Origin of the sequence: Corynebacterium sp. MSK006 (assembly GCF_030232385.1) — a bacterium.
GTDB lineage: Bacteria > Actinomycetota > Actinomycetes > Mycobacteriales > Mycobacteriaceae > Corynebacterium > Corynebacterium frankenforstense_A.
Genome location: NZ_JASPJZ010000004.1, coordinates 127,376 through 152,600, shown reverse-complemented (window position 1 = coordinate 152,600; position 25,225 = coordinate 127,376). Strand labels below are relative to the sequence as shown.

The following is a 25,225-nucleotide window of genomic DNA, read 5'->3' as shown; positions in this document are numbered from 1 at the left end:
GTGACGGGACGTCGTCAATCACAACCGGGCAGAACCGGAAACACGGACACGCAGATGTACGCAGACTCACCCCCTGGACACAGCTGTTACATTGTGGATTCCTACGCCCACCCGGGTATCGTTGACCACGTATGAGACCGAAAAGGTCAACATATCCACCCTGCGCGTCGCGTAGGGCCTCTCGTCTGCCCCGAGGCCACAGCCACGGAACCGGGCACAATCCCACATCCATCGGCACCGAGCACAAGGAAAGATAGCTTCCCATGGCACAAGAGACCATCCCCACGACGGAACAGTCGCTGCACGGCTGGGGCCGCACCGCCCCGTCGACGGCCCACGTCCTGTCGACCCCGGACGTCGAGACGATCATCGACGCCGTCAAGATGACCGCCGAACGCAACTCGTCGCTGCCCGAGCGCGAGCGCCGCGGCATCATCGCCCGCGGCATGGGCCGCTCCTACGGTGATCCGGCCCAGAACGGCGGCGGCATCGTCGTCGACATGCAGCCACTCAACAAGATCCACTCGATCGACCCGGACACCGCCATCGTCGACGTCGACGGCGGCGTGACCCTCGACCAGCTGATGAAGGCCGCCCTGCCCTACGGCCTGTGGGTCCCCGTCCTGCCCGGCACCCGCCAGGTCACCATCGGCGGCGCCATCGGCCCGGACATCCACGGCAAGAACCACCACTCCGACGGCTCCTTCGGCGACCACGTCACCTCCATGGAGCTGCTCGTCGCCGACGGCCGCGTGCTCCACCTCGAGCCCGAGGGCAGCGAGGACGACCCCGAGGGCACCCTGTTCTGGGCGACCGTCGGCGGCATGGGCCTGACCGGCATCATCCTGCGCGCGCAGATCCGCATGACCAAGACCGAGACGGCCTACTTCATCGCGGACACCGACCGCACCAGCAACCTCGACGAGACCATCGCCGCCCACTCGGACGGCTCGGAGAAGAACTACTCCTACTCCTCGGCCTGGTTCGACGTCATCTCCCCGGAGCCCAAGCTGGGCCGTGCCACCATCTCGCGCGGCTCGCTGGCCACCCTCGACCAGCTCAAGGAGTTCGCCCCGAAGCTGGCCAAGGACCCGCTGAAGTTCAACGCCCCGCAGCTGATGACCGTACCGGACATCTTCCCGTCCTGGACGATGAACAAGCTGACGCTGTCCGCCATCGGCGAGGCCTACTACATGATGGGCGCGCCGGCGCGGAACCAGGTCAAGAACCTCACGCAGTTCTACCAGCCGCTCGACCTGATCGGTGAGTGGAACCGCGGCTACGGCAAGGCCGGCTTCCTGCAGTACCAGTTCGTCGTGCCGACCGAGGCCGTCGAGCCGTTCAAGGACATCATCAAGCAGATGCAGGCCAGCGGCCACTACTCTGCGCTCAACGTGTTCAAGCTCTTCGGCGAGGGCAACCGCGCCCCGCTGAGCTACCCGATGCCGGGCTGGAACGTCTGCGTCGACTTCCCGATCCGTCCGGGCCTGAACAAGCTGCTCGACGACCTGGACCGCCAGGTCCTCGAGTTCGGCGGCCGCCTCTACCTGGCCAAGGAGTCGCGCACCACCCCGGAGATGTTCCACAAGATGTACCCGGGCATGGAGGGCTGGCTGAAGACCCGCAACGAGATCGACCCGACCGGCGTGTTCGCCTCGGACATGTCGCGCCGCCTCGAGCTGCACTGATCCGGCGAGGGCGCCGTGCGGTCGCGGGCCGCGTGGTCGCGAGCCGCATGCTCGCACGCCGCGCCGCGCGGCGCCCACCTACACTCACCGCAAAGCCAAGCGAAGCTACAAGGTAAGCAACAAGGAGAGTCACCAAATGCTCAACGCTGTGGGACAGGCCCAGAACATCCTGCTGCTCGGCGGCACCTCGGAGATCGGCCTGGCCGCCGTCACCGAGTTCCTCGAGCGCGGCCCCGCCCGCGTCATCCTCGCCGCCCGTGAGGACTCGCCGCGCATCGAGGCCGCCGCCAAGCAGGTCCGCGAGGCCGGCGCGTCCGAGGTCGAGGTCATCGACTTCGACGCCACCGCCTTCGACACCCACGAGGAGGTCATCGACAAGGCCTTCGCCAACGGCGACGTCGACGTGGCCATCGTGGCCTTCGGCACCCTGGGCGACCAGGAGGAGCTGTGGCAGAACCACGACAAGGCCGTCGCCTCCGCGCAGGTCAACTACACCGGCCCCGTCTCCGTGGGTGTGCTGCTCGGCCAGCGCATGCGCGAGCAGGGCCACGGCACCATCGTGGCGATGTCCTCGGTCGCCGGCGTGCGCGTGCGCCGCTCGAACTTCGTCTACGGCGCCTCCAAGGCCGGCCTGGACGGCTTCTACACCCAGCTCGGCGTCGCCCTGAAGGACTCCGGCGTCAACGTGCTGGTCGTCCGCCCGGGCCAGGTGCGCACCAAGATGTCGGCCGGGGTCAAGGAGGCCCCGCTGACCGTGGACGCCAAGGAGGTCGGCGAGCGCATCGTCAACGCCGTGCTCAAGGGCAAGGACATCATCTTCGTCCACCCGGCCTTCGAGGCTGTCGCCGGCGTGTTCAACTTCATCCCGCGCCAGATCTTCAACCGCCTGCCGCTGTAAGGGTGGAGTCTGAGGCGGCGGCGCCCTAGAGCGCCGAACGTCCTAGCGCGCCCCGCGCGGAGTGAGACCCGGGTTCCGGTCCTTTGATGGGCCGGGGCCCGGGTTTCCTGTTGCTTGGAGGGGCTGGTGGGGTTGGTGGGGGGTTGGTTTTGGCGGGGTCGGTGGGGTTCGGCGCAGGGTCGGCGGGCATTTTGTGTCGTTTTGTGCCTGGACCGCGAAATCGACCTGGGAAACGTCGGCGCGGCCGGACAAACCCACCCAAAATGCCCACAGTCGGCCCGCCACAGCCCACGGCCCGCCCGCCACAGCCCACCGCCTACCCGCCACAGTCCACGGCCAGCCCGCCACAGCCCACGGCCCGCCCGCCAGAGCCACCCAGGAGACCCCACCAACCCCACCCGCCCCAGGTTCCCCGCGCTGCGGCCGCCTGCCCTCCCCGACCGACCCCGCCACACCCGCCCCCGAGCCCGCCGAACCCCACATGCGACCCGGGCTCCGGGGTGCCGGGCCGCAGACCACCAGTGTGCAAGACTTGAGCTCATGGCAACCAGCAGCACCGCCTCCCCCACCGGCGACCCGGAGATCCCGGTGGGTGCCTCCGCGGCCCCGGTGAGCGGGGAAACCACCACCGACCCCGAGGCCCACCGCCTCACCCCGCCGCCGGCACCGGTCCGCCCGGACCGCTGGGGCCGGGGCGCAACGGTGGCCGCGATCCTACTGGCCGCACTGGCCGGCGCGGTGGCCACGCTGGCCGGCTGGCTGGTGCTGCGCGCGGTATCGCTGCCAGCCTTCAACACCTCGATGGTCACCCGCGCGCTGGCCACGGCGGGGACGGTCGTCGTCGTGGCGGCCGTGGTGGTGCTCTGCGCGCTGTGGATCCGCGAACGCGACACAGACGCCGACAAGACCGGCGCCAACACCGGCGCCGACACAGACAACCCCCGCCCCCGCTGGCGCACCTGGCTGACCGTCGCCGTGACCTACCTGGCCCCCGCCGGCCTGGTCCTGACCTCCACGGGCGTCCCGCTCTCGGCGACCCGCCTCTACCTCGACGGCCTGCAGGCCGACCAGTCCTTCCGTACCCAGTTCCTCACCCGCATGACGCAGACCGCGCACCTGGCGGACATGAACTACTGGGACCTGCCCAGCTACTACCCGTCCGCCTGGTTCTGGGGCGGCGGCCGGCTGGCCAACCTGCTGGGGCTGCCGGGCTGGGAGGTCTACCAGCCGTGGGCGCTGGTCTCCATCGCCGCGGCGGCCTGCGCGCTGGTGCCGGTCTGGCAGCGGCTGACCGGCTCGCTGCCGCAGGGCGCGGCGATCGCCCTGGTGATTACCTCGATCATGCTGGTGATGAACCCCGAGGAGCCCTACGCGACGATCATCGCCATGGGGGCGGCGGCCGCGGTGCTCGTCGCCCGGCGCGCCGTGGACGGCTCCTGGTTCGCCACCCTCGGCGTCGCCGTCTACCTGGGTGTCTCGGCCTCGATGTACACCCTCTACACGGGCCTGCTCGCCGGCACCGTGGTGGTCCTGGCCTTCTGGGCCGCCGCCGCGCACCGCTCGATCCGCCCGCTGTTCCACCTGCTCGCCGCGGGCCTGGGCTCCATGGCGATCGCCGCGGTCGTCTGGGCGCCCTACCTGATCGAGGAGCTGACCGGCGGCCACGCCTCGGGGGCGACGGCCATGCACTACCTGCCCGGCGAGGGCACCCGCCTGCCGATGCCCTTCCTGGCCTTCTCCCTGGTCGGCTTCCTCTGCCTGGTCGGCCTGGTCTACCTCATCGCCGGCTGGCGTGACCTCGACGCGCGCGCCCTGGCCATCGCCACCGGCTGCTTCTACGGCTGGATCCTGCTGAGCATGCTGGTCACGGCGCTGGGCACCACGCTGCTCGGCTTCCGCGCGGACGTGCTGGTCACCGTGGCGCTGGCCACGGCGGGCATGCTCGCGCTGGCCCGGCTGCGCGCGGTCGGCTCGGACAAGCTCTACCCGGACCGCGTCACCCCGGCCGCGCGCCGCACGGTCAGCCTGGTGCTCGTCTGCCTGCTGGGCCTGGCGGGCCTGGCCTACGCCCAGCAGATCCCGGGCCGCAACGAGGAGCACATCGACCACGCCTACGTGGACACCGACGGCTACGGCGAGCGCGCGGACCGCTTCGCCCCGGACGCCACGCAGTACTACGCGGAGATCGACCAGACGATCCGCGAGGCCGGCCGCGTGCCCGAGGACACCGTCGTCTTCACCGACGAGATCCGCTTCATGGCCTACTACCCCTACTTCGGTTTCCAGTCCTTCACCAGCCACTACGCCAACCCGATGGGCGAGTTCGACCACCGCAACGAGGCCATCGAGCAGTGGGCGGACGACTCCTGGGAGGCGGACCCGCGGGGCTTCGTCGACGAGCTCGAGGACACCCCGTGGCGCGCCCCGGACGTCTTCGTCATGCGCGGCGACGTCGAGGCGGGGCTGGCCGGCGAGGACGCCTACAAGGTCCACCTCGCCGAGGACATCTACCCCAACCAGCCCAACGTCCGCTACCGCGCGGTCTTCTTCAACCCGGAGGTCTTCGACGACGCGGACCTGTGGACCGTCGAGCAGGTCGGCCCCTTCGTCGTCGCGGTGCGCCGCTAGGAGAGAGATTGCCGACGCCCCGACCTCGCCGCGCCGCACCCGCTGCGATGGCGCGTGGGGTGGGCGCCGCGGGCGCCCACCGGGCGGCCCGGGCGCGGCTTGGGGCCGCGCCGCGGGGCTGCCGTAGACTCACGATGTGTGACTGACCCGTCGAGATCCCCCAAGAACCCGCACCCCGACGCACCCGCGGCGGAATCGCCCGCGGCGGCCACGGCGACGTCGGCAAGCGTGCGCGGTGACCACGACGCACGGCGCACGCACACCGCGGAGCTGCCGCAGCCGGAGCGCCCGCTCGCGCCGCGGTGGCTGAAGACCCTGGCCGTCGTCACCGGCGTGCTGGCGTTCCTGTGCTTTTTGGCCGTGCCGTTCCTGCCGGTCAAGCAGACGCAGTCGACGCTGAACTGGCCGCAGGACGGCGACCTGGCCAGCGTGAACGCGCCGCTGATGTCCTACGCCCCGGAGGAGCTCGAGGCCACGGTGCCCGTCGACGCCGTCGACCGGCTCAACGAGGGCGAGACGCTGCTGCTGGGCACGGTGCCCTCGGACTCGGAGAAGTCCGGGCAGCGCGGGCTGTTCGTGCGCTCCGTCGACGGCGACCTGAGCGTGGCCAGCGCCGGCACCGTCTTCTTCCGGCTCTCGCCCGAGGAGGTCGACGCCCTCGACGCGGACGCGGCGCTGCACGTCAAGGTCACCGAGGATGCGGCGACCGTCGATGTGACCGGGCAGGCCGCCGGCGTGGGCACCCTCGACGAGGACACCCTGACCGGCGAGAAGCCCGACGAGGACCTGCGCCCGATGGTCACGGGCGTCTACTCCGAGATCGCCGACGCCCCCGACAACGCCGCCGCCCTGGCCGATGCCGGCCTGGACGTGCACGTGGAGATCAACTCCCGGTTCACCTCCTCGCCGACGGTGTGGAAGTCGCTGGTGATGTGGCTGGGCGTGGTGCTCACCGCCGTCTCCCTGTGGTGCCTGTGGCGCCTGGACCGCCTCGACGGGCGCGGCCGGCTGCCCGTGGTGCGCCCCGGGTCCTGGCGCCCGCGGGCGCTCGACTGGATCGTCGGCGGCGTGCTCCTCTTCTGGCACTTCTTCGGCGCCAACACCGCCGACGACGGCTACCTTTTGACCATGGCCCGCGAAGCCGGACCCAGCGGCTACATGGCCAACTACTACCGCTGGTTCGGCGTGCCCGAGTCGCCCTTCGGCACCCCCTACTACGACCTGCTGGCCCTGATGACGCACGTGTCCACCGCCTCGGCGTGGATGCGGCTGCCCGCCCTGGTCAGCGCCCTGATCATCTGGTTCGTGCTCTCCCGTGAGGTGCTGCCGCGCCTGGGCGAGGCCGTCGGCGCACGCAAGGTCACGCTGTGGACCGTCGCCGCGATCTTCCTGGCCTTCTGGCTGCCCTACGACAACGGCACCCGCCCCGAGCCCGTCATCGCGATGGGCGCGCTGGTGACCTGGGTCAGCTTCGAGCGGGCCATCGCCACCCGGCGCCTGCTGCCCGCCGCGGTCGGTCTGATCATCGCCACGCTCTCCCTGGGCGCCGGCCCGACCGGCCTGATGGCCGTGGCCGCCTTCCTGGTCAGCCTGCCGGCGCTGTTCCGCGTGCTCTTCGCCCGCCGCGCCATGGTCGGCTCGGTGCTGCCGATGCTCGCGCCCTTCCTCGGCGCCGGCACCGCGATCCTCATCGCCGTCTTCGCCGACCAGACGCTGGCCGGCGTGCTCGAGTCGACGCGCGTGCGCGGCGAGATCGGCCCCTCGCTGCCCTGGTACCAGGAGTTCGCCCGCTACCAGTCGCTCTTCGACGTCGGCACCGTCGACGGCGCGTTCACCCGCCGCTTCCCGATGCTCATCCTCTTCGTGGCCCTGGCCGTCGTGGTCCTGGCCGTGGTGCGCTGGCGGCGCATCCCGGGCACGGACCTCGGCCCGGTGCTGCGTCTGGTGGGCATCGTCGTCGGCGCGATGTTCTTCATGATGTTCACGCCCACCAAGTGGACTCACCACTTCGGCGTCTACGCGGGCATCGGCGCCGCGCTCGCGGCGGTGGCCGCGCTGGCGGTCTCGCTGCTCGCGCTGCGCTCGCGGCGCGCGCACACGCTGATCGTCGGCGGCTTCCTGCTGCTCTACGCACTCGCCCTGGCCGGCGACAACGGCTGGTGGTACGTCTCCAGCTTCGCGATCCCCTGGTGGGACCGCCCGGTGCAGTACCACGCGGTCTTCGCCACCTCGATCGTGCTGCTCATCGCCATCCTGGTGCTGGCCGTCGGCGTGGTGCAGGCCCTGGTCGCCGGGGTGCGCGGCACCAGCCCGGCGCCGAGGCAGAACGCCTGGACCCGCCTGGTCGCCGCCCCGATCGCGGTGCTCGGCGTGGTCACGGTGGCCTTCTCGGTGGCCAGCTTCGCCAAGGGCTTCATCGACCAGTACCCGGCCTACTCCGTGGGCAAGGGCAACCTGAACGACCTGCGCGGCAAGACCTGCGGGCTCGGCGGCGACGTGCTGGTCGAGGCCGACACGAACGACTCCTTCCTCACCCCGGTCGACGGCGTGCCGCTCGGCGAGTCCCTCGAGGCCGGCGAGGTGCGCGGCTTCGACCCGAACGCCGTGCCCAGCGACATCGCCCCGGACGACGTGGCCACCGGCGATGCCGGCTCCTTCGCCACCCAGGCCTCCCAACAGCAGAACACCGCGGGCGGTGACGACGCCACCTCCGGCACCACCGGCGGCGAGCGCGGCGGCGAGGCCGTCGGCGTCAACGGCTCTACCCAGGACCTGCCGTTCAACCTGGACTTCCGCCGGGTGCCGGTGATCGGCTCCTACACCCCGGAGGGTGAGCTCGGCGCGGCCGCCGCGGCCAAGACCGCCTGGTACGAGATGCCCGACCAGCGCAGCGGGGACAAGCCGGTGCTCGTCGTCTCGGCGGCCGGCTCCATCGAGCACCACGACATCAATGGCGAGCTCAAGGAGGGCCAGCGCCTGGTCCTCGAGTACGGCACCCGCGGCGCCGACGGCGAGGTCACCGACACCGGCACCGTCGAGCTCTACGACGTCGGACTCTCCCCGACGTGGCGCAACCTGCGCCTGCCGCTCGACGAGCTGCCCGAGTCGGCCGACGTGGTGCGCATCAACGCCCGCGACACCTCGCTCGACGAGGACGAGTGGCTGGCCTTCACCCCGCCGCGCGTGCCGACGCTAGAGCACCTGAGCGAGCGCCTCGACGCCGACGCCCCCGGCATGATCGACTGGTCGGTCGGCCTGCAGTTCCCGTGCCAGCGGCCCTTCGGCCACTACGCGGGCGTGGCGGAGATCCCCGAGTTCCGCGTCTCGCCGGACGGCCCGGGCAAGCGCACGCTCTCGCCGGTGCAGGACTACGCCGGCGGCGGCACGCTGGGCCTGGCCGAGACGGTCAACTGGTCCTACGAGCTGCCCGCCTACCTCGACGGCGACTGGCAGCGTGACTGGGGCTCCCTGGAGATCTACACCCCGCGCTCGAACTCGCAGGGCGATCAGCCGCGGGTGGCGCAGATCGACCACGAGGAGATCACGCGCTCGGGGCTGTGGAAGCCCTCCGAGATGAACATCGACACCCAGGACGAGGAGAAGAACTAGCGGCGGCCCTCGGACTCCGCGGCCCAGCCGCCCGGCTCCGGCCGGTACGGGTCATAGGCGCCGTAGGGGGCCGGGTACCGCTGGTGCGGACCCGCCGGAGGCTGGCTGTAAGGACCTGCCGGGTGCTGGTTGTACGGCCCGGCGGGGTACGGCCCCTGCACAGGCTGACCAGGCGAAGGCTGCACCGGCTGACCCGGCAGAGGCTGACCCGGTGCGGGCCGACCCGGCGCGCCCGGACCACCGATTTCCGACGCGCCCGGCGTCGGCTGCGTCCCCCACCCCGGCGCGCCCTGCGCGCCCGGCGCGGGGACGCCCTTACCGCCCCACCCGGCGCCCGGTGCGGGGAGCCCGGCCGCTGAAGCACCGGGGACACCGGGCCCGACCGCCGGAGCACCGGGAGCACCGCCCGCCGGGGCACCCGGCCCGGGGACACCGGGCCCCGGCACCTGCGCCCGCTGCCGCGCACGCCGGCGCATGCTGCCGTCGTAGTGCCACGGGCGGGCCTCCCGGTCCGCCCGGCCAAGCAGGTGCCCGCGCCACATCAGCCCGATGAACAGCGGGTAGCCCACCAGCGCGACCGCGATGTAGACGGCGATCTGCGCCGGGATCGAGCCGGTCATCATGTTCCAGCAGAAGTGCAGGGCGAATCCGGCGCCCACCCACGCGCACGCCGCGCCCCACCGCCGGGCGGTGCTCAGACGGGCGTCGAAAAGCGCCACGCCGATGCCCCAGCCGGCCAGGCCGGTGAACATCACGTGCAGGCCGGGGCCGAAGACCACGCGCAGCAGCCACATCCCCAGGGTGCCCTCGACGTCGGTGTTCGGGTCGAGCATCGCGCCGAAGCTGGCGTAGAGGGCGTTCTCGTAGGTCTCGAAGCCGAGGCCCACCAGCGCGCCGGTGACCAGCCCGTGCCAGGGGCGGTCCACGCCGCGGAAGCTGAGCAGGATCACGGCCACGGCGGCGGACTTGAGGATCTCCTCCGGGTAGGCGCCGCCGAAGGACATGTTCACCGCGTCCCAGCCGAGCTTGGTCACCACCGAGGAGATCGGCCCGGCCCACGGCAGCACGGCCGTGGCGATACCGATGCCGCTGGCCACGCAGGCGAACGCCCAGCCGAAGCCGGCCGCGGGCCAGTGGGCGAGCAGGCGCAGCAGCAGGATCCACGCGGCCATGTAGACCGCGCCGAGCGGCAGGCTCAGCAACAGCCCGGGCGGCGACATGATCCCGCTGGGTACCAGCAGCAGCGCGGAGACGGGCACCGTGACAATCACGAGCACCCACAGGGTGATCTGGAAGAGCCTGCTCATGCGCGCACCTCCTCGGCGGCGGCGCCCGCGCGGTGCACTCCCGCGCGGACGGCGGCGGCGCCCGCGCGGCCCGCACCGGCACCCGCCGCGTCGTAGAAACTGCCCCGGTGGTCGGAGAGATCGGGGAGATCGGGCACGCCCGAGCGTTCCTCGCGCCCCGGAAGCTCGGAGCCGGAGCCGCCGGGGCCGGCTCCGGGCCTGCCCAGCGCGTTGAGCTCCGCTTGCGCCTCGGCCGGGATCTCCCCGCCACTGAGCGCGCGCCAGACCGGCGCCACGAGCCGCGCGGCGTCGTCGCCCTCGACGACGGCGACGAGCATCGGGTCCGGGTCGTCCGCGCCGGCGCCCTCGCCGCGCGCGTCGGGGTCGATCATGGCCACGCCGACCACGGGTTCCTCGGAGGAGACCGCCATGCCGAAGCGCCCGTCCCAGTGCACCTCGACGTCGGCGAAGTCGGAGATGACGTTCTGCGACAGCGCCCGCATCGCGCGGCGCACCGACCGGTCGGCGTCGCGGTAGCCCTCGGCGGCCATCATGTCGATGCGCTCCCCGCCGCAGTTGTAGGCGGCGCCCGAGAGCGACTCCATGTCGGCCTCGCAGATCATCGTCTGGCCGGTGGCCGGGTCCTCGACGGGCAGCTCCCAGTCGAAGCCCTCGGCGCTCAGGACCACCTCGTCGTCGGCGTCGGCCTCGGGGAGGGCGAGGTCGAGGACGAAGGGGACGATCAGGGTCAGTGCCAGCAGCCCGGTCAGCAGCCACCATGCCCGGTACGGAGGTACGGGGCCGGGCCGCCAGGCGCGCGGATCGGCGATGGCCGCCCGCTCCCCCGGACTCACGCGCGGTGCCGTCAGTTGCATGGCGCCCAGGCTACGTGAGGCCCCCACCACCCGCTCTATGGTGGACGCCATGAACGATCTCTACCACTACGTCAACGGGCCGTGGATCGCGCGGCACACCATCCCCGCCGACCGCGGCGTCGACGGCACCTTCCACGCGCTTCGCGACGCCGCCGAGGCCGACGTCCGCGACATCCTCACCGCCGACGAGAGCCTGCCGGGGCGCCTGTTCGCCTCCTTCATGGACACCGAGGGCGTCAACGCCGCCGGCGTGGCGCCGCTCGCGCCGGAGCTGAAGAAGATTGACGACGCCGCGTCGGCCCCGGCGTTGGCGCGCGTGCTCGGTGAGCTCGACCGGGTGGGCGGCAGCGCCCCGGTCGGCTTCTGGGTGGAGAAGGACTCCGGCGGCGAGGAGGCCCTGGCCTACCTGGTGCAGGCCGGACTCGGCCTGCCGGACGAGGCCTACTATCGCGAGGAGGCGCACGCCGAGACGCTGCGCCGTTACCGCGGGCACGTCGAGCGCATGCTCGGCTTCCTCGACGGCGTGGACGAGGCCGCGGCCGCCGACGCCGCGAAACGCGTCGTGGACCTCGAGACCGAGATCGCGGCCGGCCACTGGGACGTGGTCGCCTCGCGCGACGCCGTCAAGACCTACAACCCGACCGAGTTCGCCGAGCTGCCCGAGGTGGTGCGCGAGATGCTCGCCGGCGGTGGGCTGCCGGAGCACCGCATCGTGGTGATGATGCCGAGCTACCTCGAGCACCTCGCCGGGCTGTTCACCGACGAGCGCCTGGACGACTGGAAGCTGTGGGCGCGCTGGGCGCTACTGCGCGCGAGCGCCGGGGTGCTCTCCGAGGAGATCTCGGCGGCCAACTTCGACTTCTACGGCCGCGTACTCTCCGGCGCGGAGGAGCAGCGCGCGCGCTGGAAGCGCGGCGCGGGCCTGGCCGAGCAGATGGTCGGCCAGGAGATCGGCAAGAAGTTCGTCGACGAGCACTTCCCGGCCTCCTCGAAGGAGCGCATGCTGGGCCTGGTCGACGAGCTGGTCGCCGCCTACCGCGAGCGCGTCAGCCAGCTGGAGTGGATGACCCCGGCGACCCGCGAGCGCGCCCTGGAGAAGCTGGGGCTCTTCCGCGCGAAGATCGGCTACCCGGACAACTGGCGCAGCTACGAGGGCCTGGAGTTCTCGGACAAGGGCGCCGACCTGGTGGCCAACACCCGCAAGGCCGCGGCGTTCAACCACGACTTCGAGGTGGCCAAGATCGGCAAGCCGGCGGACCGCGACGAGTGGGTGACCACCCCGCAGACCGTCAACGCCTTCTACAACCCGGTGGTCAACGACATCACCTTCCCGGCGGCGATCCTGCGCCCGCCGTTCTTCGACCCGGAGGCCGACGCCGCCGAGAACTTCGGCGCGATCGGTGCCGTGATCGGCCACGAGATCGGCCACGGCTTCGACGATCAGGGCTCGCGCTACGACGGCCACGGCAACCTGAACTCCTGGTGGACCGACGAGGACCGCGAGGCGTTCACGAAGCTGACCGACCGGCTGGTCGAGCAGTTCGACGGGCTGGTGCCCACCGAACTCAAGGAGGCCGGCATCGAGTCCGGCGGGGTCAACGGCTCGTTCACGCTGGGCGAGAACATCGGTGACCTCGGCGGCCTGGGCATCGCGGTGGTGGCCTACCTGCGCCATCTCAAGGCCGAGGGTGTCTCCCCGGAGGAGACCGAGAAGAAGGCCTTCGAGGTCTCGGACGCGGACCCGGAGATCGCCGGGCGCAGCTTCGACGGCCTGCAGCGGCTCTTCCTGGCGTGGGCGCGCGTGTGGCGCACGGCGATCCGCCCGGAGATGGCCACGCAGTACCTGGCCATCGACCCGCACTCGCCGGCGGAGTTCCGCTGCAACGTCATCGCGGCCAACATCGACGAGTTCTACGAGGCCTTCCCCGAGGTCGGCGGGGACAACCCGATGTACGTCGCCCCCGAGCGGCGCGTCACAATTTGGTGACCGTCGCTTGACGACGTCGCGCCGCACCCGCCGTGCGCACCGCGCGGCGTCGCGCGCGTGACGACGCTCCGCACGTGACGGCGCCCCGCACGTGACGGCGCTCCGCACGTGACGGCGCTCCGCACGTGACGGCGCTCCGCACCGTCACCTATAGATAAGGAGGCCGCCGATCCCGAACCGGGACCGGCGGCCTCCTTGTCTGTTCTCCGGCGGCGGCGCGTCAGCGTCGCCGCGCGTCAGCACCGCCGCGCGTCAGCACCGCCGCGCGGGTGTTTACTCGGCCGCCTGGCGCCCCGCGGCGTCGTCACCCGACACCTCGCGGTTGGGCACGCGGTCGGCGACGCCGGCGCTGGCGGCCAGGTCCGCGGCGATCTCCTCGCGGTTCTGCTCCGGCACGCCCTCGACGCCGGCGCGGGTGGTCAGCATCGGCACGTCGAGGACCACGTCCGGCACCCCGAAGCCGTCGACGAGCTGCTCGGCCCAGGGGCCCAGCGAGTCGACCAGGTCGTTGACCGCAGCGCGCGCGGCGGAGATCCGGCCGCCGACGAGCACGTTCTTCTCCTGGTACCAGCCCGAGTTCTTCAGTATGGTGTCCAGCGCGAAGAGCTGGCGGATCTGCTCGAAGACCTTGCGCAGCAGGGAGTCCTCCGGCAGGTCGTCCATGTCGGCCTCGGCCTCGAGGAGCGCCTCGAGCAGCAGGGTGTCCACGCGCGCCCAGGCGCAGTCGATGAGGTGGTCCTGGGCCTTGTCCACGACCTCGGCGGCCTCGGCCAGCGGCAGGTCCTTGGCCGTGCGCAGGCGGCGCCCCAGCGCGCGCAGCATGTTCTGCTCGCGCTCCTGGAAGAGCTTGAGCTGGTAGGACGCGTTGAACAGCGAGTTCTCGTCGTTGCGGCTGATGCTCTCGACCCAGTTCTGCACGGTCAGCGGGATCGGGGTGCGCTTGCGCAGGATCTCGCTGACGCTGTCTACGCCGAACTTGACGATGTCGATGCCCGACAGCCCGGACATCTCGCGCGAGTAGGCGGTGATGATCTCCTTGCCCACCAGCTGCGCGAGCACCGTGTTGTCGCCCTCGAAGGTGACGAAGACGTCGGCGTCCGCGCGGAAGGTGGTCAGCAGGTTCTCCGCCATGTAGCCGGCGCCGCCGCAGGCCTCGCGGGCCTCCTGGATGGCGTCCATGGCGTGGGCGGTGTTGGCGATCTTGACGGCCGCGGCGCGCGACTCGAACTCACGCTGCTTCCACAGGTCCTCGCCGGTGCGGTTGACCGTCTCGGTGTCGCGCAGGCGCTCGTCGGCGGTCTTGATCAGCTGGTTCTGCAGCAGCGCCAGCGCGTAGGAGCGCGCGATGCGCGGGATGAGGCGGCGGCGGTGCTGACGGTGGCCGATCAGGAGCCGCTCCTTGCCGGGCACCGTCTCAAATTGACGACGTCGCGTCGCGTACTTCGTGGCGATGGCCAGCGCCGAGCGCGTGGCGGCGCCGGCGGCGGCGCCGACCGCGATGCGGCCGCGGATCAGCGTGCCGAGCATGGTGAAGAAGCGGCGGTTGTCCGACTCGATCGAGGAGGAGTAGTGGCCCTTCTCGTCGACGTCGCCGAAGCGGTTGAGCAGGTTCTCGCGTGGCACGCGCACGTGGTCGAACTTCAGGGTGCCGTTGTCGACGCCGTTGAGGCCACCCTTGTGGCCGTTGTCCTCGATGGTCACGCCGGGCAGGGGGTTACCGGACTCGTCGCGGATCGGCACGATGAAGCAGTGCACGCCGCGGGACTCCTCGCTCTCCGGGGTGTAGAGCTGAGCGAAGACGGCGGCGATGGAGCCGTGCTTGGCGGCGTTGCCCAGGTAGGTCTTCTCCGAGGAGGGCGTCGGTGAGTGGATGTCGAACTCGCCGGTGGCCGGGTCGAAGTGGGCGGTGGTCTCCAGGTCGCGGACGTTGGAGCCGTGGCCGCGCTCGGTCATGGCAAAGGCGCCGAGCAGCTTCAGGTCGATGGTGTCCTGCACGTACTGGCGGTGGCGCTCGGTGCCGAGGGCGTCGACGGCACCGCCCCACAGGCCCCACTGCACGCCGGCCTTGACCATGAGCTGCAGGTTGACCCCGCCGATCATCTCGAGGCTGGTGAGCATGTTGCCGTTCTCGCCCTGGCCGCCGTTGGCCACGGAGAAGGCGCCGGACTGGATGCCGGTGGCGCCCATGGCCTTGACCTGGCCGAGCAGGCGCTCGCGCTGCTCGTCGAGGCTGAGGTGCGGGGCCGGCAGGAGGTCCGGGTTGTTGATGGTCTCGCGCACCTCGCGGCGCAGGCGGGCCCAGGGGCCGTCGAGGATGGCGCGCAGACCGCGGCCGATCTTGTCGTCGGTCTCGGTGGGCAGGACGGCCGGGCTACCGGACTCGGGCTTGGCCGTGGTAATTTTGTTACTCATAACATAGTCCTTTCCTCGTGTGCTATGGCTCACCCTAAAGGAGCCAACACTCCCCTGTCATGGAAAAACGAATAACGATTCGGTTGAGGACACCCGGTCCGACCCCGCCCCGGCGCGGCCCGGCATGGCCCGGCGCGGAGGCGCACCGCCGCGCGAGGCGGCCGGCACGTCCCGGCGCGGCCCGGCACTCGAGGCCGGCGCGCGAGGCCGGCGCGCGAGGCCGGGGCGGTGGCGCGGGTCAGCGCTCCAGGATGGCGACGATGCCCTGGCCGCCGGCGGCGCAGATGCTGACCAGGGTGCGGCCGCCGCCGCTCTCCTCGAGCGTCTTCGCGGCGGTGGCCAGGATGCGCCCGCCGGTGGCGGCGAAGGGGTGGCCGGCGGCCAGCGAGGAGCCCTTGACATTGAGCTTGGCGCGGTCGATGGAGCCCAGCGCGCCGTCGAGACCCAGGCACCCGCGGCAGTACTCGTCGGACTCCCAGGCGGACAGGGTGGCCAGGACCTGGGAGGCGAAGGCCTCGTGGATCTCGTAGAAGTCGAAGTCCTGCAGGCTCAGACCGTTGCGCTCGAGCATACGCGGCACGGCGTAGGTCGGGGCCATCAGCAGGCCGTCGGGGCCGTGGACGAAGTCGACCGCGGCGATCTCGGTGTCGACCAGGTAGGCACGCACCGGGATGTTGTGCTGCTCCGCCCATTCCTCGCTGGCCAGCAGGGCCACCGAGGCGCCGTCGGTCAGCGGGGTCGAGTTGCCGGCGGTCATGGTCGTCTGCGCACCGTGGCGCTCGGCGTCCTTCTTGCCGAAGACCGGCTTGAGCTTGGCCAGCTTCTCCGTGTCGGAGTCCGGGCGCAGGTTGGTGTCGCGCTGCACGCCGAGAAACGGGGTCAGCAGGTCAGAGAAGAATCCGGCCTCGTAGGCGGCGGCAAGGTTACGGTGCGAGGCGACGGCCAGCTCGTCCTGGGCCTGGCGCGTGATGCCGAACTCGCGGGCGGTGATCGCGGCGTGCTCGCCCATCGACAGCCCGGTGCGCGGCTCGCCGTTCTGCGGCTGCTCGGGCGCCAGCTGCTTCGGGCGGATCGAGCCGACGAGCTTGAGCTTGTCCGCGGTGGACTTGGCGGTGGTCAGCTTGATCAGGGTACGGCGCAGCTCGTCGCCGACGGCCAGCGGGGCGTCCGAGGTGGTGTCCACACCGCCGGCCAGGCCGGCCTCGATGCGGCCGCGCGCGATCGCGTCCGCCACGGAGACGGCGGCGGCCAGGCCGGTGCCGCAGGCCTGCTGGACGTCCATGGCCGGGGTCTGCGAGCTCAGCGCAGAGCCGAGCACGCACTCGCGGGTGAGGTTGAAGTCGCGGGAGTGCTTGAGCACGGCGCCCGCGACGACCATGCCGAGGCGCTCGTCTTGCAGGCCGTAGCGGGCGACGAGCCCGTCGATGGCGGCGGTGAGCATGTCCTGGTTGGAGGCGTCGGCGTACTCGCGGTTGGAGCGCGCGAAGGGGATGCGGTTGCCGCCGAGGACGGCGACGCGGCGGGTGGAGGTGGTCATGGTGTACTCCTCGGTTGTCGTGGCCGCGGTTTTCCCGCGGGGCGTTCCCGGGGAATGATCGCACACTCCGACGTGTCGTGTGCAACTTTTCTTTTTTGATTTGTCTTGCGCCACACTTTCCGCTGCTACGGTGTAGCCGAACCGTGCAGCGGCACCGGCGCCCCGGGCCCGCCCGGGCGCCGCACGCTGCACCGTGCACCGACACCTACAAGACAGAAACCACCTGGGTCCAGGACCGCCGGGTCCGACTCCACACGAGTACAGCACCACCGACCAAGGGAGCCAACACCATGCCGAAGTCCGGACTGCTCGAACAGTTCATCAACTCCCCGCTCGCCGCCAAGGCCGGCGTGCCGCAGGGCGAGAAGCTGCGCCGCCACGCCCCGGGCGAGCCCGCCCTCGACGGCCCCGTCGTCATCGGCGGCGACGGCCGGCTGGCCGGCGGCCTGCGCGACCTGCTCGGCGGCGACTACCAGTACCTCTCCGCCGCGGCCGACACCAAGCGCGCCGCCCTCGTCTTCGACGCCACCGGCATCACCCGCCCCGAGGACCTCGAGGCCCTCTACGACTTCTTCCACCCGCAGCTGCGCAAGGTCGCCCCCTGCGCCCGCCTCGTCGTCCTCGGCACCACCCCCGAGGCCACCGCGGACATCGACGAGCGCATCGCCCAGCGCGCCCTCGAGGGCTTCACCCGCTCGCTGGCCAAGGAGCTGCGCCGAGGCGCCACCTGCCAGCTCGTCTACACCGACCCGGCGCTCCGCGCCGGGTCCGCCGCCACGGGTGCGGGAACCGGCGAGGGCGGGGCGCACGCGGCGTCGGCAAGCGGACTCGCCCCGCTGGCCTCCACGCTGCGCTTCCTGCTCTCCGGCAAGTCCGCCTTCGTCGACGGGCAGGTCATCCGCGTCGGCGCGCAGGCCGCCGAGGAGCCCGCCGACTGGGAACGCCCGCTCGAGGGACGCGTCGCCGTGGTCACCGGTGCGGCCCGCGGCATCGGCGCGACCATCGCCGAGGTGCTCGCCCGCGACGGCGCGCGCGTGGTCTGCGTCGACATCCCCGCCGCCGGTGAGGGCCTTGCCAACACCGCCAACAAGGTCAAGGGCACCGCGCTGCCGCTCGACGTGACCGCCGACGACGCCGCCGAGGTGATCGCCGAGCACGTGCGCGAGCGCTTCGACGCCCCGATCGACACCATCGTGCACAACGCCGGTGTGACCCGCGACAAGCTGCTGGCCAACATGAACGAGGGCCAGTGGAAGATGGTGCAGAACATCAACCTCGTCGCCCCGGTGCGCATCACCGAGACGCTGCTCGAGGCCGGTGCGCTCTCCGAGTCCGCGCGCGTGGTCGGCGTCTCCTCGATGGCCGGCATCTCCGGCAACCGCGGCCAGACCAACTACGCGACCACCAAGGCCGGCGTGATCGGGCTGGTCGACGCCCTCTCCGGCAAGTTCGCCGAGACCGACGCGGGCCTGACCGTCAACGCCGTGGCGCCCGGCTTCATCGAGACCGCCATGACCGCCGCGATGCCGCTCGGCCCGCGTGAGGTCGGCCGGCGCATCAACTCGCTGCAGCAGGGCGGCCAGACCGTCGACGTCGCCGAGACCATCGCGTACTTCGCCGCCCCGGCCTCGGCCGCGGTCAGCGGCAACACCTTGCGCGTGTGCGGCCAGAACATGATGGGGGCGTAGAACATGGCTGCTGCGACCAACGGTTACACGAAGCTTGCGGCCGTCCCCGACCTGATGGGCGAGTACCGCGCGGCGCTCGGCGGGCTGGTGCCGGGGCTGGGCGCGCTGAAGAAGGGGTCGGGTGCCGGCGGTTCCGGTGCGCGCTCTGGCGGTGGCGCCGGTGCCGGTGGTGCCGGCGCGCGGGAGATCCCGGCCGAGCGCTTCGAGGTCCACGGCGTGGTCCCCGACACCGCGCACCTGGCCGAGTACTGCCGCACCACCGGCCTGCGCTTCGGCGAGGAGCTGCCCGCGACCTACCCCTACGTGCTGGCGTTCCCGCTGGCCATCAAGGTGATGAACTCGAAGGGCTTCCCCTTCGGCGCCGTCGGCGTGGTCCATCTGACCAACGCCATCGAGCAGACCCGCCCGCTGCACGTCGGCGAGGCGCTCGACATCCGCGTGCGCGCCGAGAACCCGCGCGCCCACCGCGCGGGCATGCTCATCGACATGGTCACCGAGGTCACCATCCCCGCCGAGGGCGACGAGGTGGTCTGGCGGCAGGTCTCCGGCTTCCTGGGCAAGGGGGCCAAGACCGAGGGGCTGCCCGTCGCGGCCGACTCCACGGTCAAGGCCGCCGGGGAGCCTGCGGCCAACCCCGCCTTCGTGCGGGTCACCCAGGACACGATCTCCGCGTACGCCGAGGCCAGCGGGGACAAGAACCCGATCCACGTCTCCAAGGTGGGCGCGAAGGCCTTCGGCTTCCCGAGCACCATCGCCCACGGCATGTGGTCGGCCGCCGCGATGCTCGCCGGGATGGAGGGCCTGGTGCCCGAGGCCGCGCGCTTCGAGGTGGAGTTCGGCAAGCCGGTGCGGCTGCCCTCGAAGGTCGCGTTCACGGCCGACCGGGATGCGGACGGTGCGGGCGCGGACGGTTCGGGGGCGGCCGGCGGGTCGACCGGCGGGTCGACCGCGGTCTCCGCGACCGGTTCGGGCTGGGGGCTGCAGCTGCGTTCGGCGAAGAAGCCCGAGGTCGTCCACGCCGTCGGGCGACTCGAGCCGCTGAGCTGAGTTTGGCCGGGGGCGCCGAGGCCCCGGGCCAGCGGGGGTTACCGGGCCCGGGTCGGTAATCCCGAAATGGGCCCGCTAAACCCGCAGGTCACGGAAGCGGGCGAAACCGCTTACCGACCCCGGGTCGGTAAAACCGTGCGCGCACCCCGGAAATCGAACCGGAATCGCACCGGCCCCTGGCCCCCTACCCCATCCAGTACAGGTCGGCCAGCACGACCTCGGCTTCACCGAAGAGCTCGGGCGCCGTCGTCGTCAGCCGCAGCTTCGGCGTCTGGTACCCGGTGCTCGAGGGGCGGGCCGGGCCGGGCTGGGCGGCGATACGCAGCACGAAGTTCCTGTGCGCGCCGTCGACAAGCGCCACGCCGGAGGCACGCTGACGGGTGCACTCACGCACCTCCACCTCGCTGACCTCACTGATCGGGTCGTCGGCCACGCAGCCGCTGCCGTGCGCGGTGAGCACGGGGCTGCCCAGCGAGAAGTCCGCCGAGGTGTCGGCGCCGAGGATCGCGCGGATCATCTCGCGCACGGCGACCGGGTCGGCGGTGGCCATGCTGACCGCGCGCCGGCCGAGCTCACTGTGGTCCATCTCGGTGAAGGTCACGCCCTCGTCGAGCGCGGCCTCGATCGGCCGGTAGGTCACGGGCAGCTGGAGCACGCGGCCGTAGAAGTCGCGGCCTACGAGGATCTCGATGCCGACCTGGTCGTCGGGGTCGACCAGCCGCCAGGACCCGACGACCTCGTCGAAGCCGGCGAAGCGGCGAGCCAGTTCATCCTTGGTGGGGTTCAGCTCGGCGTCGTAGATGTGCGCGGTTCCGCTCATTGGCTCGCTCCTGCCCTTCGAGGCGTTTCAGCACGCTGTCTCCTCCTTATGTACCACAACCGGCTGTGGGACAGACCTAGACTGGGGCCCATGAACGACGCATCCCACGAGCACGACCAGGACCTCGAAAAACAGGCTGACCAGCGCACCGAGGAGGAGATCGACGCCGCCGAGCGCGCGGCCTTCCACGTCGGCGGGGTCGACCGCACCCCGACCGAGGAGGAGCAGCTCGAGCAGATCGGCTCCTACATCGACGCGCACTACCCGCTGCCGCCGTTCACCCCGCCGTGGGCCGGCGGCGACGGCGACCCGGAGCCGGCCGACAAGTGGACCGCGCTGCTGCCGGACCGCCTGACCCACGCGGGCATGCTGATGCTGGGCGCGGGCCTGGACCACTCGATGCCGGGCGTGGCCTTCGGCACCCCGGCCACGGTCGAGGATCTCCCCGAACTGGGCGCCGCCGCCTTCGTGCCGCCGGAGCCGACGGGCGCGTGGGCCGTCTCGCTGCACTCGGGCGGCTGGTGGCGCGGCGCCGGCGAGGCGATGGAGATGCAGTGGCGCCCCGAGGTCGCGGCCGCGGCGGTGCTCTCGGGCACGACGATCATCGACCTCGACTACCCGCTCGCCCCCGAGCACACGGTCCCGGAGATGGTCTCCGCCGTCGAGGCGTGCATCGACCACGCCCGCGCGCAGGGCGCGAAGACCGTCACGGTGTGGGGTTACTCCTCAGGTGGCGCGCTGGCGGTGCTCGCCGGCGCGCGTGCCGACGCCCTGGTGCTGACGTTCCCGGACCTGGGCAGCGTGGCCAAGCTTCCCGACGCCGTGCGTGACGGCGCCGAGCTTCCCGCCCCGTCCGAGTGGGCGCCGACGCTGGCGCAGATCGGCCTACAGGACGAGATCGCCGCCCGCCCGGAGGGGATTGACGACGCCGCGCAGATCACCGTGAGCGAGCTCGTCGCCCGACACCGCATCCAGACGCCGGCGGTGGCGCGCAAGAAGGTGCAGCAGGTCGCCGACTACCTGCGCGAGGTCACCCCGCGCGAGGGGAAGTAGGCGGGAGCCGGGTCAGCTTTCGGATTTGACCCGGTAGAAGGTCCGGCGGCTGCCTTGGCCGCCGACCATTTCTATGGCTTCGGCTTCGATCAGTTTGTTCACCGCGTAGCGCGCCTGCCCCTGAGTCAGCCCGGTGCCGTCCACGATGCCGGCGAAGTTCAGCGGGCCGGCCGCCAACGCCTCCATGACGAGCTGCTGGTTGGTGGGGACCCGATCGATCCCTCGGCCGGTCGAGGACGGTACCGGCTGCTCGTCAGGCCCAGCGGACTGTTCCTGCGGGAAGCTCGAAGACGGACCGGTATCGCGGTCGTTTGCCGGGCTCAGCGAAGCCGTCTCCAGGAAACCGTGTTCCCGCAACCACTCGATCTCGCTTCGAGCGCTTTCCCGGTCCAGCGGCGAGAACTCCTCGACTACCCGCTCCGGGGTCCACGTCTCTCCGGCGTCGCCGGCCAGAATGACCGTCTTCTGGATCGCCGAGAGATCAGTGCCGGGGAAACGCCGCTCCAGAGCCTTCTCGTCGTCGGCGGTGAACCGTCGTTTCCTGGGCAGCATGACGGTGAATTTCACGCCGTTGTCGAAGAGCCTGGGCCTGGCCAACCCCGCCTCACGCACGGAGTCGAACATCTCCCGGATTCCGCCGCCCTCTCCCTCGACCACGCGGGAACCGTCAGGGGTGACGGCGTACTTCATCAGCTGGTAGAGACGCTGGTTGACCTCAGCGGTGTGGACCTCGGCGCTCTCCAGCTGTTCAACCGACACGCCACGCAGACCGCCCGGGCTGGTGATCACCATTCGGTCGTTGTGGACCCGGACGTCGACGTGTCGGCCCGGCTCATCGAGGGACGCCGGGCCGAGATCCCGGTGGACCAGGGCATTGGCCACAAGCTCGCGGATCGCCCGTCCGGGGAACTCCGGACGCTGCTCCATGTGCCCGTCCTCGCGGTAGGCCTGCTCGGTACCGGTGTTCGCGGCGATCCAGTCCACCACGTCAGTGAGCATCTGCGGCACGGGTCCCTCGAAGTGAGTCAGATTCCGGGTTCGCGCCGGTCCCCGCCCCCGGTCGAGACGCACCGCCGCGGTCGCAGAGAGCGAGGGCAACCGTCCCTGCGGGTAGTACCCGAGTCCGTAGAGGCCGGCGACCGTCAGTTCCCCGTCCTTTGTCAGGACTCCGACTGCGCAAAGAAGATCGTCATCGGAGGACAACGCCCCGAGACGCCTGCTATGCCGTCGGATGCTGCCCAGGTAAGCGTCGGTCAGATCGCCATCGAGGTCTTCTCTCGAAGTGCCGGCCACCGGCCGTAGCTCGCCGGGCACCTGCCCACTGAACAGCAGCTTGTCGATCTCGAGAAGGCGTAGGTCATTGGCGTTCATCTGGTAATCGCCGTCACCCTGACGCAGGTACGCGACACCATCCACCGCTGCGGGGCGAAGACTCGGGTGGACCGGTCGCACTTCCGCGACCACGACGCTGACGCCATCGATCTCCACTGAGCTCGTGACTACGTGAGGCGCGGGATCCACCGTGGCACGGGTCTTTTCGACCAGACCCTGGGCGAGCACATTGGGTTGGCGGACACCGGAAATGGCGAAACCGTCATGCTGGTCGACACCGAGCAGAATGACACCCCCGCCCGGCATGTTCGCAAAAGCGCACACTGTCTCCGAGAGATTCTCGGGCAGTCCCCCGTCTGCGCGTTTGGCTTCCACCGAGACGAAGTCGTCACCGTAGCGCCGCAGGTCCTCGACAGCTGCACGCACCTTGTCCGCGGTCCAGTCCATATCGCCAGAGTACAACCAGAGTCATACTTTTACAATGAGTCAGTACAACTTTTAAAGTGAGGGCCCGTACAACACGAAGTCTCAGGGCGGGCAACCTCAATCACCGAGAAAACACCTGCACAAGGAGGCTATCCGGCTTCGCGGCCTCCAGACGAGACTCCCGGATAAATCACCGTCATCCACCCCAGAGTGTGAAACTTTCACACTCTGTTTGCACTCTGGCAACCACAATGAGACTCTCACTGTGGTTTCACTCTGACTTGCTCAGTGAGACTTTCTCACTCCGGCGATCGCGGCCGGACTCCCGCCGCCTGATCAGCAGGCCGGGATCGCGTCGGCGATCTGGACCGGGATCAGCCAGGCGTCGTCGATGCCGGCGCGCAGGTTGTACGGGTCGTGGCAGGCCAGACGCGCCTTGAGCTCGGCGCCGCTGACCGCGGGGATCGCCGAGGAGCCCAGGTCGATCGACAGCTGGCCGGACGGGGCGCCGGGCAGCTGCGGCAGGCCCGCGGGCAGCGCGGCGTGCACGTCTGCGGTGTGGGCCTCGCGGGTGCCGTAGGTGTTGGCCGCGAGCACCACGCCCGGGGCGATCGAGGCGGTCGCGTGCACGCTGCGGCGGTCGTCCGACCAGCCGAACTTGGTGCCGGTCACGCCGGGCACTGTCGCGGTGCCGTAGTCCTGGCGGTACCCGTCGGCGGCCACCGGTGCGGCGGTCTCCATGCCGCGGAACATCGGGGCGGCGACCGGGTCGTTGCGGGTGGCGTCGAGGAAGCGCGTCAGGTCATTGGCCGAGGTCACCGAGTTGCCCCAGAAACCGTTGCGGTGGGTGTTGGGCAGCCCGAACCAGCCGGCCGTCTCGTCGATGGCCTGCGGGTAGCGCGCGTCGAGTTCGCTGGCGATGCGGTCGTCGGAGAAGCGGATCATCTGCTCGACGCGGGCGGCGTCGCCCGGCGCGCCGTGGTGGAGGACCCAGTGGCCGAGGTACAGCTTCGACAGCGAGAGCGCCGGGCGCGGCTCGTCGGCGTTCGGGGTGGCCAGGCGCGGGCCGTTCTGCACCTGGACCGAGGCCTGGGTGCGCGGCGGGGTCGCCCCGAGCGGCAGGGCCGAGGCGACAGGCTGAGCGGAGACGGCGACGCCCACGGCGAGCAGGAGAGCTGCGGCGGAACTGGCTGTGCGCTGGGTGTTCCTCATGGAAACTCAGTCTAGACCCGCGAGGTCGCCGCGCACGTCAACCGCGTCGCCTCGTCGCGGCCCCCATTACGATGCCGCCTATGAGCTCCGGTTACGTCGCGTTCGCAGATGAGTCGATCATTCAGATGCCTTCTGGTCGACAGGCGTACCGAATCGGAGCGGCTCTCCTAGCTACAACTGAACTCGAAGCAGCACGTGATGTCCTTCGTCCTCTTCTCCTGCCGGGCCAAAGCAAACTTCATTGGAGAGACGAGAGTCCTCCCCGCCGCGATCAGATTTCACGACAGGTCGCCGCTACCGGGTCGATGCTCACCATCGTGACTCATTGGAGCGAAGTCCCTGCCAAAGAGGAGAGATCTCGCCGGAAGTGTCTCGAACGGCTCTACTACGAGCTTGCGTCGATGGATGTCCAAGATGCCTCCCTCGAATGTCGTCAGCAGGCACAGGACGCGAAAGATATTCGCCACATCGTTGCCCTCCAGGCACGCAATCAAGCGAAGAATCTGCGGCTCTCCCACCTACGCGGCAAAGACGAACCTTTGCTATGGATCCCCGATGCCGTCTTGGGGGCGCTGAATGCGGCGCAACTCGGCGAACCCAGGTTCTGGGATCAGGTCCGGGACACCGTGTGCTAGACATCACGACTTCGTAAGGCTCTAAACCTGCACATTAAAATGCGGCAACCCCGGGTCCAGTCGTCCGGCTGGCATCCCGGGGTTCCCTTCCG

Annotated in this window: 16 protein-coding genes; 9 read left to right on the top strand and 7 right to left on the bottom strand. The window is 70.8% G+C overall.

Features of this window, described 5'->3' with window-relative positions; all coding sequences use genetic code 11:
* Nucleotides 1–263 precede the first annotated feature (263 nt).
* From dprE1 to QQA02_RS04120, 4 genes are all read left to right on the top strand, one after another.
* Nucleotides 264–1,688: a decaprenylphosphoryl-beta-D-ribose oxidase gene (gene dprE1 / locus QQA02_RS04135; RefSeq protein ID WP_284863367.1), complete on the top strand. Its 1,425-nt coding sequence runs from the start codon at nucleotides 264–266 to the stop codon at nucleotides 1,686–1,688.
* 136 nt (nucleotides 1,689–1,824) lie between these two features.
* A complete protein-coding gene (gene dprE2, locus QQA02_RS04130) occupies nucleotides 1,825–2,586 on the top strand; it encodes a decaprenylphospho-beta-D-erythro-pentofuranosid-2-ulose 2-reductase (protein WP_284863366.1) in 762 nt (253 codons plus the stop codon).
* 540 nt (nucleotides 2,587–3,126) lie between these two features.
* A complete protein-coding gene (locus QQA02_RS04125; protein ID WP_284863365.1) occupies nucleotides 3,127–5,214 on the top strand; it encodes a galactan 5-O-arabinofuranosyltransferase in 2,088 nt (695 codons plus the stop codon).
* Between the two features lie 138 nt (nucleotides 5,215–5,352).
* Complete coding sequence (locus tag QQA02_RS04120) at nucleotides 5,353–8,823, top strand: arabinosyltransferase domain-containing protein (RefSeq protein ID WP_284863364.1); 3,471 nt, start codon at nucleotides 5,353–5,355, stop codon at nucleotides 8,821–8,823.
* Here the strand turns inward: QQA02_RS04120 and QQA02_RS04115 are convergent.
* Both QQA02_RS04115 and QQA02_RS04110 read right to left on the bottom strand, forming a co-directional pair.
* Nucleotides 8,820–10,130: a PrsW family intramembrane metalloprotease gene (locus QQA02_RS04115; protein WP_284863362.1), complete on the bottom strand. Its 1,311-nt coding sequence runs from the start codon at nucleotides 10,128–10,130 to the stop codon at nucleotides 8,820–8,822. The two genes, QQA02_RS04120 and QQA02_RS04115, sit on opposite strands and share 4 nt — an antisense overlap.
* On the bottom strand, nucleotides 10,127–10,984 hold the full coding sequence (locus QQA02_RS04110) for a hypothetical protein (RefSeq protein WP_284863361.1): 858 nt from the start codon (nucleotides 10,982–10,984) through the stop codon (nucleotides 10,127–10,129). Before QQA02_RS04110 ends, QQA02_RS04115 begins: the two co-directional genes overlap by 4 nt.
* A gap of 49 nt (nucleotides 10,985–11,033) precedes the next feature.
* Here QQA02_RS04110 and QQA02_RS04105 point away from each other — a divergent pair, with 49 nt between their 5' ends.
* Nucleotides 11,034–12,971, top strand: a complete 1,938-nt coding sequence (locus tag QQA02_RS04105) for a M13 family metallopeptidase (protein WP_284863359.1) — start codon at nucleotides 11,034–11,036, stop codon at nucleotides 12,969–12,971.
* Nucleotides 12,972–13,244: 273 nt separating this feature from the next.
* Here the strand turns inward: QQA02_RS04105 and QQA02_RS04100 are convergent, their stop codons facing one another.
* Together QQA02_RS04100 and QQA02_RS04095 are read right to left on the bottom strand one after the other, a co-directional pair.
* Nucleotides 13,245–15,383, bottom strand: coding sequence for an acyl-CoA dehydrogenase family protein (locus QQA02_RS04100; RefSeq protein WP_284863357.1), 2,139 nt, complete (start codon nucleotides 15,381–15,383; stop codon nucleotides 13,245–13,247).
* Nucleotides 15,384–15,621: 238 nt separating this feature from the next.
* Nucleotides 15,622–16,920: an acetyl-CoA C-acetyltransferase gene (locus tag QQA02_RS04095; RefSeq protein ID WP_284863356.1), complete on the bottom strand. Its 1,299-nt coding sequence runs from the start codon at nucleotides 16,918–16,920 to the stop codon at nucleotides 15,622–15,624.
* Between the two features lie 290 nt (nucleotides 16,921–17,210).
* Between QQA02_RS04095 and QQA02_RS04090 the strand changes: the two genes are divergently transcribed.
* The gene (locus tag QQA02_RS04090; protein ID WP_284863355.1) at nucleotides 17,211–18,608 is read left to right on the top strand and encodes a 3-oxoacyl-ACP reductase; all 1,398 of its coding nucleotides are present in this window, start codon (nucleotides 17,211–17,213) and stop codon (nucleotides 18,606–18,608) included.
* Between the two features lie 3 nt (nucleotides 18,609–18,611).
* Nucleotides 18,612–19,655 (top strand): MaoC/PaaZ C-terminal domain-containing protein, encoded by a 1,044-nt coding sequence (locus QQA02_RS04085; RefSeq protein WP_284863354.1) that lies wholly within the window; start codon nucleotides 18,612–18,614, stop codon nucleotides 19,653–19,655.
* A gap of 184 nt (nucleotides 19,656–19,839) precedes the next feature.
* On the opposite strand, the gene QQA02_RS04080 is transcribed toward QQA02_RS04085, so the two are convergent.
* Entirely contained in the window at nucleotides 19,840–20,475 is a 636-nt protein-coding gene (locus tag QQA02_RS04080; protein ID WP_284863353.1) for a CG0192 family protein, read from the bottom strand.
* A 90-nt stretch (nucleotides 20,476–20,565) separates the two neighbouring features.
* On the opposite strand from QQA02_RS04080, the gene QQA02_RS04075 reads away from it, so the two are divergent.
* A complete protein-coding gene (locus QQA02_RS04075) occupies nucleotides 20,566–21,528 on the top strand; it encodes an alpha/beta hydrolase (RefSeq protein WP_284773930.1) in 963 nt (320 codons plus the stop codon).
* Between the two features lie 12 nt (nucleotides 21,529–21,540).
* Here the strand turns inward: QQA02_RS04075 and QQA02_RS04070 are convergent, their stop codons facing one another.
* Nucleotides 21,541–23,307 carry an ATP-binding protein gene (locus QQA02_RS04070; RefSeq protein WP_284773932.1) on the bottom strand — a complete coding sequence of 589 codons (1,767 nt, stop codon included), beginning with the start codon at nucleotides 23,305–23,307 and terminating at the stop codon, nucleotides 21,541–21,543.
* A gap of 315 nt (nucleotides 23,308–23,622) precedes the next feature.
* Nucleotides 23,623–24,498 (bottom strand): hypothetical protein, encoded by an 876-nt coding sequence (locus QQA02_RS04065; protein ID WP_284773933.1) that lies wholly within the window; start codon nucleotides 24,496–24,498, stop codon nucleotides 23,623–23,625.
* Between the two features lie 80 nt (nucleotides 24,499–24,578).
* Between QQA02_RS04065 and QQA02_RS04060 the strand changes: the two genes are divergently transcribed.
* Complete coding sequence (locus QQA02_RS04060) at nucleotides 24,579–25,133, top strand: hypothetical protein (protein WP_284773934.1); 555 nt, start codon at nucleotides 24,579–24,581, stop codon at nucleotides 25,131–25,133.
* Nucleotides 25,134–25,225: the final 92 nt, after the last annotated feature.